The sequence below is a fragment of the Brumicola blandensis genome (assembly GCF_031846165.1).
Lineage (GTDB): Bacteria > Pseudomonadota > Gammaproteobacteria > Enterobacterales > Alteromonadaceae > Glaciecola > Glaciecola blandensis.
On the sequence record NZ_JAVRIE010000001.1, the window covers coordinates 303,844 to 316,209 of the forward strand.

The window sequence follows — 12,366 nt, forward strand, 5'->3', positions numbered from 1 at the left end:
AGGCGTGAGCTATACTCAGGATGAGGTGAAAGTTTGGCAAAACCAAAACCAAAACTAAAAATATCAAGCTTAATTCAGTTTAAGCAAGCGTCGCTGCAGGGAGTAGGGCTTTCAGAATCCCAGGTCTCTGAAGTCCAGTCGAAGCTGTTGTCTATTATATCCAAACTTCTTTACGTCACCCAGCCTTTCAATATATTTAACGCCTTGTTACTGGCGTTCATGTTTCAAGATTATGGCAACTCTCAGTTCCTCAACTCGATTGCGTCCTTTCTCTGTTGTGTTTCGCTGTGTTGGCTCATATGGTCAGAGTACTTTTGGCGCCGCAATCAAGAATACATTACCAACCGGGTCGCAATGCGGATTCATTGTATTTTTTCTGTTGCGGTAGCGTCGGGCTTCAGTCTTTACTCTTATTATCTCTTTCCAATAGTCGGTGATGAAGGGCGACTCGTCCTAGTCGCGGTGGTGACAGGTATGATTTGTGGTGGAGCGTTTGCACTCTGCATGGTGCCAAGGGCAGCATTCTATTGGATTTTACCTCTAACGGTATCCTCTATTCACATTGGCTACATGCTCGGGGACCTTACTTTTAGTATCGTATTGAGCGGAATGATATTGTTCTACGCCGCACTGATTAGCACCATTATATTAGCTCTACATCGTACTTATCTAATGAGAATTGCAGCTGAACAACGCGCTCAAATTCAGAAATCCAAGGCGGAATATCAAAAAGAGAGTATGAGCGTTTTGATGCAGGACTTTGAAGATCACGTGAGTGATTGGCTATGGGAGCTGGATGGACGAGGTAAATTGTCACATTTACCGAGCAAAATTAAATCTGCTATTCATCTCGACAACGAACAAATCATTGAACTCGATCTACCGACCTTATTATCGCAACATTTTCATTGTACTGAAGCTGACCACCTCAAAAAAATTAAGCAAGTGGAAGAGGCTGTAGCGAATCAAATGGAATTTAACGGCGTTGTGTTGCCAATATACTTAAACGATCAAGTCGCTTGGATGTCATTATCGGGTAAACCTCTATTTGAGGACGATGAACTTATTGGTTGGCGCGGTGTTGCCAAAGATGTGACTTCAGAGTACACACACAAACAAGAAATTGAACGCTTGGCGAAAACAGATATGCTGACAGGGCTACCGAATCGCTTCCAATTCAATAAGCATGCAAGTCGCTTTGAGTCAGGTGCAATTCCTTTCATGATCATGTTGATAGACTTGGATAACTTCAAAGAAGTAAATGATGTCTTTGGTCATCATGAAGGAGATAAATTACTTCAACATATTGCTCACCGTTTTACACAAGCATTACTGTCAAAAGAAATGATCGCTAGATTAGGCGGAGATGAGTTTATTCTGTTCAGTACAGAGGTAAAAAATGCACAACGAAGAGCAAGGCAGATACTCGATTGTTTATCTGCTCCAATTCGCTTAACTAACACACAGGTTGAAATTAAAGCGAGTGTCGGTGTTAGTGTTGCGCCGCAACATGGCCTTGTTCTCGATGATTTATTTAAGAAAGCAGATATAGCGATGTATGCTGCGAAGGGAAGTGGTAAAGGCCAATTCACTATTTTTAATAATCTGCTTGAGGCTGAAAACAACAAACGTATTCAGATGATGAGCGACTTGCGGGTTGCGGTAGACGAAGGTCAGTTTTTTGTTGAATACCAACCTCAGGTTGACAGCTTAAATCATAATGTAACAGGCATGGAAGCTTTGGTACGTTGGTCTCACCCTAAACATGGCAGAGTATCGCCAGGCGATTTCATTGAATTAGCCGAAGAAACGGGGCAAATTATTTCTATTGGCAGTTATGTGCTGGAGCAAGCATGTCAGGACGCAAAAGCGTGGCCAAACGATTTGAAAGTGAGCGTCAATGTATCAGGTCTTCAGTGCCTATCTGATAACTTTATTGATATGGTGATGTTAACACTAGACAGGACTGGTCTTCCGCCATCCCGTTTGGAGTTAGAAGTGACTGAGTCGGCGATTATTGAGAACATTGATGCAGTAAACAATAAGTTAAAATTACTTAAGCAGAAAGGTATTTCCATTGCACTGGATGACTTTGGTACTGGTTTCTCATCGTTATCTTATTTACAGCAACTCTCCATCGATACCTTAAAAATAGACCGTTCATTTATTACTGAGTTAGATTCAGATGCCACAGCGGAGCGCTCAGCAGCGATTGTCGATGTAATATTAAAGCTAGCAAAAGGTCTTAATTTAAGTGTCACGATTGAAGGCGTTGAAACAGAAACACAGTTAGAAAAGGTGAATTTGTTAGGTGGTTATACAATTCAAGGCTACTACTTTTCTAAACCACTTCCTTTGAAAGAAGTGCGTAGCTTTATTACTGACTTTACGATGCCAGCTACAGGCGATGCCAAACTCCAAAGCTTAAATTCTGAGCTAAAAAGGGCAATTGTATAAAATTACTGGCTTTTTCTGTGTGGGTAAATATAATGCCCCACTTCGGTCGGTGTGTGGCGCAGCTTGGTAGCGCACTGTCATGGGGTGTCAGGGGTCGGAGGTTCGAATCCTCTCACACCGACCAATTCTCCTTTGCTTTGCGTGCAATCACTCTGGCGCAAATTACTGAGTAAAGGTAAGGCCTTGAATCGCTGACAAGAGTAATACAGATGAATGGCTGACTCTAATTTAAAAAGTCTTCCAAAAACCAAGCTGAAAATTCGTGTCTTCCACCTAAATTGCTTTTGTTGTAGATGCTGGAAGCTTGTTGCCTAACCGTCATTTCTTTTGTGTCTCTTACGCTTGCGATTTCTTTTAAGCTTAAGCCTTTTAATAAGAGCAGCGCGACCTGTTGCTCACCCATTGTTAACTCCCACTGTTCAAATTGATTTTTAATAATAAGACTGTAGCGTTTTCTTTCTTCTTGTATTTTACCGCTAAGTAAAGCGACCTGCTGATTTGCATCTGCAAGTTTCGATGCTAGCTCCTGCAAATTTTTGTTTTTTGTGCGCATGTGCAGAACAAGAACGGTAGCACCTAATCCAGAGAGGAGCACCAAGGACGCCTCTTGCGCAATATGCCAAAAAGGCATTCCCAACCCGACATCTACCATCACATCAAAAGCGTTTAGTGTCATGATGATAAATAAGATGGTTGCTACAACAGTGTTTCTCATTATTTCTTCCTTAATCACTACTTATGTGGCCTGAGAGCTATGCGTCATACATATGTGCGATGGCGCGTAATACCTATGTCTGATGCGCTTGCAGACGCAATCTTGTAGTATTGACGCAACTTTAACGAGCGCGAGAAATCAGTGACAAGATTCAAATCTCTTTGGTGGCCATGGGGCTATTTCGTTGTCTATATATGCGTAATTTTGCCAACGCATGCACAACCTAATCTAAGTTTACACGATAGTTTACAAGCAGCTATCGAAAAACAGTCAAATTTGTTAATAAAACCCAATATTGAGCAAGTTAAAGAGTCGGGTTTGTCAACTTGGCTTGACGGTTCACCATCAGTCTCTTTTATGCATTTGGAGAGCAGAGATGAATTGGGCACCAATGAAAGTGAGATTACCTTTAGTTTTGATATCAAGTCGCCCTTTTTAAGGGACATTGAGAAAAAGCTGGATAGCAAAGTAGACAAACTACAAAGCACTGCAAAGCAACAGTTCGCGCTAATTTTATCGGGTCGTTTAAGAAGTATTCTTTGGGAACTGAGCATACAAAAAGCATCTTTAGAGGCCTTGAACCGCAAGCAAACCTTACTGTCTAGTTTGACAACCCAGTTTGAGGAAATGGCTGCAGCTCAAGCTATTCCGCAATACCTTGCGCTAATAGTGCAAGCTGAAATGAATCAACTTTCTATTTCGTTCATGGAATATCAGCGCAATATTAGTAGTTTGCAGGAGCAATATTTTGCTCTCACCGGCCTTCGTGTTTTGCCTAATCAGATTAGTGAAAGCCTTGAGGGGGAAGAGATAGCTGAAATAGCGAATCACCCCGATGTTCGAGCTTTAGATGCCGAGTTTGAAAATGCCTATGAAATGTTACTAGGCAGCAGTAAACGAACTACGCCTTGGAGTATTCAACTCACTGGCAAGCATGTAAGCACGCCAGGGTTTTCAGAAAACCAGTTGGGTGTAGGTGTGGAAGTGCCTATTGGAATAGGGGAAACCCTTTCTTCCTTGCAAAAAAGTGAATATGCAAAGTTAACAATCGATCATGAAATCGCAAGAAAAAAACTGTACTTACAACTAACGGAAAACAAAGCATCAAGGGTGCGAGAATATACATTTTTACAAGAAAAGCAGCGATTGCTCGATAAAGGTTTATCCACATTACATGCATTAAATAAGGTAATGGATGAATTGCGTGAAGCGAATGCGCCGAACCAAGAGTTTTTCATTCGTACCTTACTGAACAATATTGATGCCCAATCAAATGTTGAATTGAACCGACTTTACACTCAGCGCCAAGTTGCGCTCATTAAACAAGCTGCTGGAATTACACTATGAAAACCTTCTCACTTTTATGCCTCGTACTTACCTTCACTAGTGTTTCTGCACAGAACTTGTCTGTTGAGCAAACCACGCTTCAAGATTTAGCGTTGCAAACGCAAACAATCGAAACAATAAATTCGTACCGTGGTAAAGCGCTTTTAGCACAAGCGAGTTCGTTACCAGGGCAGGCTTACGCTTTGAAGTCACCCATTAATGTGCAGCAGATTCGCTACCTGAAAGGGAGTGGTGCAAGCATCGCTGAAGGAGAGGCTTTCGCAGTGCTTCAAGGGCCAGAGGTACATCACTTTTACATGGCGTACCAAATGAAAAAAGAACTGTATAACCAAGCCCGCGCACATTTTGAAAATAGTAAAGCGCTATACAAACGAAAATCTCTCAGCGAAAAGGCATGGTTAGACGTCAGCAATGAATTTCATGATACTAAAATGGAATTTGATGAACTAACTCACTTTTTTGAACTGGTTGTTGGTTTTGATGAAGAAAAGGATGCCATGACTTTGGCTTCGCCCATTGATGGTTCGCTTGAATATAGTGGCATTCGGATGGTAGATGCTAACAGCCTTATCGCCTCCTTCGTGCCAAATGACGCGATGAGAATCAAACTAAAGCTACCCATCGATGGGAAGCAAAACCCCGAATATTTTATCGCGAAAAACTGCCAATTCGCACTCGATTTCACTGAAGTAAACGAATCTGCATTTTATCTAACGGCATGGGCTCAACTCACAAGTGGAGATTGTCGTCTGGTGAAAGGACAAATTGTAAGCGCAACGCCAGTATATTCCCTAGATGCTTACAAAGCCAAAAAGTCTGCGGTTTTTAGTTGGGAGGGAGCAAACTACATTTTTATTAAGACTGAAAATGGTTTTGATGGGGTTGAGGTCAGCTTGATAAATGCTCAAAACGACAATTATGTTTTTCAATCAAAAGCCTCTTTGGTAAACAAGGATGTGCTGGTCTCTTCTGTAAGCGCGTTGCAAGGGATCTTGCTAGGTTTGGGGCAGTAATATGCTAGATAAAGTTTTACGTTTCTCACTGACGCAACGCATATTTGTTCTCATTGTTTCGTTTTTTTTATTATTGGCGGGTGGGTCAGCATGGTTTGCATTGCCAATTGACGCCTTTCCAGAGATATCACCAACTCAGGTAAAGATAATTCTAAAGGCACCAGGGATGACACCTGAGGAAATTGAAGCGCAGGTTACGCTACCGATTGAAACCGAGCTTTTGGGTATTCCTAATAAAGAAGTTTTACGTTCAACAACGAAGTACGCGATTACTGATATCACTATCGATTTTAAAGAGGGGACTGATATCTATTGGGCCCGCCAGCAAGTCACTGAGCGCCTAGCCGCCGTCATGCCATCGCTACCAGATAACCTGGACGGTGGTATCGCACCAATGAGCACAGCATTGAGCGAGATGTTTATGTTTTCGCTCGAAAATCCGGCGATGAGTCTTATTGAAAGACGACAGTTATTAGAATGGGAAATTCGACCGTTGCTTAGAAGTATTAACGGTGTTGCCGACGTTAATATTTTAGGTGGCTTTGCAAAAACCTATCAAATAAGCCCAGATCCAATAAAACTGTCCAGTGTGGGAATGACATTTGAGCAGCTAAGCGAAATTATCCAGTCCATCAATCAAAATGGCAGTATTGGTCGAGTCAATATTGGTAATGACACGATGATTGTGCGCAGTGAGGGACGTATTAGCAATATTGATGAACTACAAAATATTGTTATCGCAAATATCGATAATAGTGTGGTGCGTTTACAAGATGTTGCGCTTATAGATATAGGACACTTAACTCGTTATGGCGCCGTAACAAGAAACGGTGTTGAAACTGCAGAAGCGATAGTCATTGCTTTAAAGGATGCGAACACAGCTGAAGTCATTGAGCAGGTCACTGATAAATTAGCTCAAATTCAAAGTTCATTGCCGAAAGGTACTGATATTAATGTGTTTTACAATCGCAAAAACTTGATCGATAAAGCCATTGGCACTATAGAGGAGGCTCTTCTAGTTGCTGTTTTACTGGTTATTATTTTACTGTCTTTGTTCTTAGGAAATATTAGAGCAGCCGTTGTGGTTTCTCTTATTCTGCCTATGTCGGCTGTGTGTACGTTTTTATTGATGGACTATTTCGGAATGTCTGCCAATTTGATGAGTCTCGGTGGACTTGTTATTGCTATTGGCATGCTAGTGGATGCGTCGGTGGTGGTGGTTGAAAATACAGTTAATAATTTAAAGCAGAATATGAAACTACCCAAATTGCATCTGATTTATCGTGCCTGCAAGGAGGTTGCGGTTCCTGTTGTTTCAGGAACGGTTATTGTTATCATCGTATTTTCGCCATTATTAACTCTTGGCGGCTTAGAAGGTAAGCTGTTTAAACCAGTGGCAATTACCATTGTTTTTGCCATGGTTTCGTCTTTAATTTTGTCGCTAACACTCATACCAGCACTGGCTTCACTGCTACTAAAAGCAACGGCCATAAACGAACCAAAGTTTGTTGTATGGCTCCAAAATAAATATCAATTAACGTTAACGAGCACTATTAAACAACCTCTTCCCGTTATATTGATTACCGGTGCACTTCTGTTTGCCAGTATCGTTTTATACAGTGCACTTGGTAAAACCTTTATGCCCGTTCTGGACGAGGGCGATATTATTGTTCAGTTAGAGAAATCGCCGAATATTTCACTTGAGGCGTCTACACAATTAGATATTCAAATTGAAAATGCCCTACTTGATAAATTTCCAGAAATACAACAAATCGTGTCAAGGGTCGGCTCGGATGAAATTGGTCTTGATCCAATGAGTTTGAATGAAACAGATATTTTCATGGAGTTGGCACCGGTTTCAACATGGCGATTCGAATCTAAACAAGCATTGATAGAGGAGGTTAGAAAAGTACTTGCAGGCTTTCCTGGGATCAATGTTGGCTTTACTCAACCGATACAAATGCGCGTGTCAGAGATGCTCACTGGTAGCACGGGTGATGTGTCAATTAAGGTCTTTGGAAATGATATTAACGAACTTGCCATGCTCGCAGGGCAGATTAGTGATACCACTAAAACACTCCAAGGTAGCGTTGATGTGAGTGCGTCGGTAATTGAGGGAGGCGACTTTTTAAGTATTCGCTTAAAGCCTGAAATCGCCAGTATATATGATATGACAATTGCTGAACTGACACTTTTCCTAAAGTCTCAAATAGAGTCTACGACAATAAATACAATGATAGAGGGAAAGCGGAAAACCCCCATCGTCTTTGGTTTACCTGATTTAAGCAACAGTCGACCATCGACACTAACTGAAATGCAGTCAATGACGATTTTGATGCCAGATGCAAGTTTGGTGCAGCTATCAAGTATTGCCAACATATCATTCAAACAAGGTCCTATCTTAATTGAACGTGAGGACAGTAACCGTTTTGCTGTCGTTACGACAAACGTTGCTGGTAGGGATATTGTGGGCTTTGTTGAGGAACTTAAAGGTGCGCTTACTGAGTCCTTAAATTTACCCGTAGGTTATACCTTAAGCTTTGGTGGAGAATTTGAGAATCAGCAACGAGCCGCTAATAACTTAATGGTAGTTGTGCCGATAGCAATTGCTCTCATCATGATCATTCTCTTCACTACCTTTGGTTCCTTAAGTAAAGCGAGTTTAATTTTGGTGAATATCCCGTTTGCAACAATGGGGGGCGTTATTGCACTCTCTCTGAGTGGCGAATTTCTATCGGTGCCCGCGTCAGTTGGGTTCATTGCTTTATTGGGAGTGGCGGTGCTGAATGGTGTGGTCATGGTCAGCTACTTCGAACAAACTAGGCTCTCAAGTGTTAATGTCATTGACCGTATTGTAGTCGGGGCCAAGCGACGATTGCGACCTGTACTAATGACAGCAAGTACCGCGATGTTCGGACTTTTCCCTTTAGCTTTTGCAACCGGGCCAGGTGCTGAAATTCAGAAGCCTTTGGCGATAGTCGTTATTGGTGGATTGTTTACATCAACTTTTACTACCTTATTCCTAATACCTGTTTTTTATATTTGGCTGGAGAATCGTCGTGACGCAAGAACAAAATGAATTGATATTAATTGCAATCGTGCCAGAACCTCTAAAAGATGATGTTGTGGATTCGTTGATGGCTGCCAGTTTCTTAAGTGGATTTAGTTTGAGTAAAATACAAGGCTTTAGCCAAGAACATAACCATTATAATTTATCCGAACAAGTTGAAGGGTATCGCGATTTTTATCGTTTCGAAATTTTACATAAAGCTGGTGATTCTGCATTTTTAGTCAGATTGCTGGGCGCAAGCAGCAGCGGTAACAACATTAGATACTGGGTTAGTCATTTAGTTGAGTCAGGGGTTGTTTGATTTTTAGTTTGTATTGTTTGCTTCAATTGAGCCAGCAATGATGATGGTAGGAAAGTTGAGTCGTCGGCCGGGTTGGATAAAACCATAGGGCTTCTGCAAAACTATGGCATTGAAAAAACGATTACGAGCAAATTTAAAACTGCATTAGGTAGACGATATAATATACAGCCGTTTCAATAAAGTACGCGCTATGCTATTTTTATTTCCTTTGTGCTGCTTTTCGCGGCCGTCGTTGTCACGAGCGTATTTTTAAACCAACAAATTAAAGCAAATGTCGACCAAGCGATCCTATCCGATAAGTAAAGACGTGTTGCTTGAGAAAGTAGCTAAGCAAATGCGTGAGAATGCCAAAAGCGAATGAAGTATTTGATAGGTAGGAAACAAAAACGGTGGAAACAAGTATGACAGCAAGTGCAGTAGAAATCATTCAGTTGGCGCTTGCCCCCATATTTTTGATTGTTGGTATTGGCACAATGGTTAACGTTGCCACGGGTCGTGTTGCGAGAGTCATTGATAGAGCTCGATGGTTTGAAGAGCTTGCCAGAGAGAAGTCTCAGCGAATTGATGCTAGAGCATTGAGAGAGCTTCGCTCGCTAAATAAAAGAATGCGTTTGGCTAACTGGTCGATTAACTTTTTGATTGCGGCAGCCCTTGTGATTTGTGTCGATGTCATCCTGCTTATGATCAATGGATTAGTGACGACCAGTTTAGACACAACAATCTTAGTGCTGTTTATGTTAAGTATGGTTTTCCTAACAGGCGGACTGATTGCATTCTTTTTGGAAGTGAGTGTTGCAACCGCTACGCTGAAAATTAATTCTCATTACTTTCAACAGTCGCATCAACTAGACGAGGATAGCGACTGATTTAACTTGCAAGAAGACAGGCATACCTACCATCAAAAACAGGTCATCGATTGATTTTCGTGTCACTCTAGCAACAAGCTCTTTGTTACCCACATCAATCTTGACTAGTACGCTAGCACTGCTGCTATCACGTTGAATTGAATTGATACGTCCTGCTAAACGATTCAGCATTGTGCTTTGCGGCGCTGGGTCTAGCGAAATGCTTAAGTCACTGGCAAGTAGTCGTACTTTTAACTGTTGGCCAAGTTCTTGACCCTTATCTTCAAGCCATAAATATGAATGATCAAAGCCCACTTTAATTAACTGCCACTTCTCTTTCCTTTCCAGCACGTGACAATCCAAGATGGTACTCGCTTCAGATACGTAATTTGAAGGGAGCTCTGTACTAGACAACACTTCATTAATCGGCCCGCTAGTTGCCAACTTCCCGTTATTAATAACCAATAAATGATTGGCTAACTTGCATACTTCATCGCTAGAGTGGCTAACATAGAGTATCGGTACCTTAGATATACACTGTAATGCGCTCAAATAAGGCAGTATTTCTTGTTTTCTGGTCTCATCAAGAGAAGCGAGAGGTTCGTCCATAAGAAGGAGTTTGGGTTTGATCAGGAGCGCTCTAGCCATTGCAACACGCTGTTTCTCTCCTCCTGACAACTTGTCTGGTGAGCGCGTTAATAGTTCTTCGATACCTAAGGCGTGAATGACTTCTTCATGGAAGGCGCGTGTGACCTTTTCATGACTACGCTTAAGTGCAAATGCGAGATTGTCTCTCACACTCAAATGCTCAAAAAGCCGTGCATCTTGAAACACGTAGCCAATTTCTCGCTTGTGTGTTGGTACATTAACTTGCTCAGAAAGCCAAGTGGTTTGGCCAATCTGCAAGTGTCCTCTAGCCGATTTTTCGAGACCAGCTATACAGCGAAGTAGGGTTGTTTTACCACTACCAGATTCACCCAAAATGGCAGTAACACCATTGTTCGGGAAACAGGCGTTGACATCGAAATCAAAAGGCTTCTCCCTAGAAGGGTAAGATAATTGAAATGCGAGATGATTTTGATTTTGTTCGCCCGTTTTTGAAGACATTTTTATCGTCCCAAACTAAATTTGCTGGCTTTACCACGGGATTGAAAAGTATATAGGGTCAGCAATACAAGGAATGAAAATAACACCATAATACCAGATAGGGCATGGGCACCAGTGTATTCTAGCGCTTCTACATAATCGTAAATCTGGATCGAAACCACTTTGGTTTCTTGCGGAATATTGCCACCTATCATAAGCACGATACCAAACTCACCGACAGTATGAGCAAAACCTAAGACACTCGCTGTTATAAAGCCCGGCTTAGCTAAAGGAAGAATGACATGAAAAAACCTATCTGCGGGGCTGCAGTGAAGTGTTGAAGCGGCTTCCAAGGGCTTTTCGCCAATCGCTTCTATCGCATTCTGGATAGGTTGTACGACAAAGGGCAAAGAGTAGAACAAAGAAGCAATCACTAAGCCCCAAAACGTAAAAGGCAGCAGGCCTAGGCCAATGGATTGCGTAAACTCTCCTAAAGGACCATTTGGACCCATCGCAATGAGTAAGTAAAAACCCAATACTGTGGGTGGTAAGATTAATGGCAATGCTACAATTGCGCTGACGGGTCCTTTCAACCATGAACGAGTAGACGCTAACCACATAGCTAATGGCGTGCTGATTAGCAGTAAAATCACCGTGACTGTGGTCGCGAGCTTTAAGGTTAGAACGATTGCATCTATGTCGCTGGTGGACAGCACTTTAAAATTCCTTCTTCTAAGATTTTATTCAGTTCTATATCCATGAGATTGTATGATGTTTTTAGCTTCTTTGCTTTGTAAAAATTCAATAAAGGCACTTGCAGTGGCGAATTGTTTGCTCGCGCTTAAGATCACGGCGTCTTGATTTATGGCTGGGTTATCCTCTTCAGCGAGTAACCAAAACGATCCATAATCAGGCAGTTGAGAGCGAGCAATAAAACCGATATCAACATTGCCACTAGCGACGAACTGAAAGGCTTGTGAAATACTTTCGCCTTGCACTTTGGTCGCGGGAGGTTTTTGTGTGCCATAGGTGTTCTGTAATAATTTTTGTGCAGCTAGTCCATAAGGCGCAAACTTTGGATTCGCCATTGAAAAGCGCTTAACTTGAAGCGAATTAAAAAGGCTAGCGAGATTATGAGTTTGGTCTGAATGCGTCAATATTTTGCCTGCACTCCACAAATTTTCGCGTCCAGACCACAGTATTAACTCACCATGCGCATAAGTAAACTGGCTAGAATGAATGGCATACTTGTTGTTGGTTAACAATGTGGGTTTAGTTTGATCAGCGGATAAAAACACATCATATGGAGCACCGTTCACTATCTGTGCATAAAGCTTACCTGACGAGGCATAGGAGACGGTGAGTGATACATTATGTAGGGTTTCAAACGCTTTTTGCAGGTCTTGCATCGGCGCTATGAAGTTGCTAGCTACGGCAATATGCAATGACTCTTCGTTCGCCGCATAAACACTCGGCAATGCGGATAGGAGCAGCATTGCCAAAGAGAAAAGTAGAATTCGTCGTTGTGTCAT

At 41.9% G+C, this 12,366-nt stretch carries 10 protein-coding genes and 1 tRNA gene; 7 read left to right on the plus strand and 4 right to left on the minus strand.

Features of this window, described 5'->3' with window-relative positions; genetic code table 11:
• Positions 1-33: 33 nt before the first annotated feature.
• Positions 34-2,457: a putative bifunctional diguanylate cyclase/phosphodiesterase gene (locus tag RM544_RS01345; RefSeq protein ID WP_311359984.1), complete on the plus strand. Its 2,424-nt coding sequence runs from the start codon at positions 34-36 to the stop codon at positions 2,455-2,457.
• Between the two features lie 47 nt (positions 2,458-2,504).
• Positions 2,505-2,581, plus strand: a tRNA-Pro gene (locus RM544_RS01350).
• Positions 2,582-2,680: 99 nt separating this feature from the next.
• On the opposite strand, the gene RM544_RS01355 is transcribed toward RM544_RS01350, so the two are convergent.
• Positions 2,681-3,172, minus strand: a complete 492-nt coding sequence (locus tag RM544_RS01355; protein ID WP_311359985.1) for a helix-turn-helix transcriptional regulator — start codon at positions 3,170-3,172, stop codon at positions 2,681-2,683.
• 204 nt (positions 3,173-3,376) lie between these two features.
• On the opposite strand from RM544_RS01355, the gene RM544_RS01360 reads away from it, so the two are divergent.
• The 5 genes from RM544_RS01360 to RM544_RS01380 all read left to right on the plus strand — a co-directional run bounded on the left by RM544_RS01360 (position 3,377) and on the right by RM544_RS01380 (position 9,769).
• Complete coding sequence (locus RM544_RS01360; RefSeq protein ID WP_311359986.1) at positions 3,377-4,519, plus strand: hypothetical protein; 1,143 nt, start codon at positions 3,377-3,379, stop codon at positions 4,517-4,519.
• Positions 4,516-5,532 carry a hypothetical protein gene (locus tag RM544_RS01365; protein WP_311359987.1) on the plus strand — a complete coding sequence of 339 codons (1,017 nt, stop codon included), beginning with the start codon at positions 4,516-4,518 and terminating at the stop codon, positions 5,530-5,532. Before RM544_RS01360 ends, RM544_RS01365 begins: the two co-directional genes overlap by 4 nt.
• Before the next feature lies 1 nt (position 5,533).
• Complete coding sequence (locus tag RM544_RS01370) at positions 5,534-8,611, plus strand: efflux RND transporter permease subunit (protein WP_311359988.1); 3,078 nt, start codon at positions 5,534-5,536, stop codon at positions 8,609-8,611.
• Positions 8,592-8,903 carry a DUF3240 family protein gene (locus tag RM544_RS01375; RefSeq protein ID WP_311359989.1) on the plus strand — a complete coding sequence of 104 codons (312 nt, stop codon included), beginning with the start codon at positions 8,592-8,594 and terminating at the stop codon, positions 8,901-8,903. Before RM544_RS01370 ends, RM544_RS01375 begins: the two co-directional genes overlap by 20 nt.
• 401 nt (positions 8,904-9,304) lie before the next feature.
• Complete coding sequence (locus tag RM544_RS01380) at positions 9,305-9,769, plus strand: DUF2721 domain-containing protein (protein ID WP_311359990.1); 465 nt, start codon at positions 9,305-9,307, stop codon at positions 9,767-9,769.
• Here RM544_RS01380 and modC read toward each other — a convergent pair.
• The 3 genes from modC to modA are packed head-to-tail and all read right to left on the minus strand — an operon-like array spanning position 9,749 to position 12,366.
• Positions 9,749-10,855: a molybdenum ABC transporter ATP-binding protein gene (gene modC, locus RM544_RS01385; protein ID WP_311359991.1), complete on the minus strand. Its 1,107-nt coding sequence runs from the start codon at positions 10,853-10,855 to the stop codon at positions 9,749-9,751. The two genes, RM544_RS01380 and modC, sit on opposite strands and share 21 nt — an antisense overlap.
• Before the next feature lie 2 nt (positions 10,856-10,857).
• A complete protein-coding gene (modB, locus tag RM544_RS01390) occupies positions 10,858-11,550 on the minus strand; it encodes a molybdate ABC transporter permease subunit (protein ID WP_432264467.1) in 693 nt (230 codons plus the stop codon).
• 24 nt (positions 11,551-11,574) lie between these two features.
• Positions 11,575-12,366, minus strand: a complete 792-nt coding sequence (gene modA, locus RM544_RS01395; protein WP_311359992.1) for a molybdate ABC transporter substrate-binding protein — start codon at positions 12,364-12,366, stop codon at positions 11,575-11,577.

Excerpts from the sequence above, each read along its gene's own strand:
- modA (WP_311359992.1), bottom strand. The coding sequence starts at position 12,366 with ATGACACAACGACGAATTCTACTTTTCTCTTTGGCAATGCTGCTCCTA.
- modC (WP_311359991.1), bottom strand. The coding sequence starts at position 10,855 with ATGTCTTCAAAAACGGGCGAACAAAATCAAAATCATCTCGCATTTCAA.
- RM544_RS01380 (WP_311359990.1), top strand. The coding sequence starts at position 9,305 with ATGACAGCAAGTGCAGTAGAAATCATTCAGTTGGCGCTTGCCCCCATA.
- RM544_RS01365 (WP_311359987.1), top strand. The coding sequence starts at position 4,516 with ATGAAAACCTTCTCACTTTTATGCCTCGTACTTACCTTCACTAGTGTT.
- RM544_RS01370 (WP_311359988.1), top strand. The coding sequence starts at position 5,534 with ATGCTAGATAAAGTTTTACGTTTCTCACTGACGCAACGCATATTTGTT.
- RM544_RS01355 (WP_311359985.1), bottom strand. The coding sequence starts at position 3,172 with ATGAGAAACACTGTTGTAGCAACCATCTTATTTATCATCATGACACTA.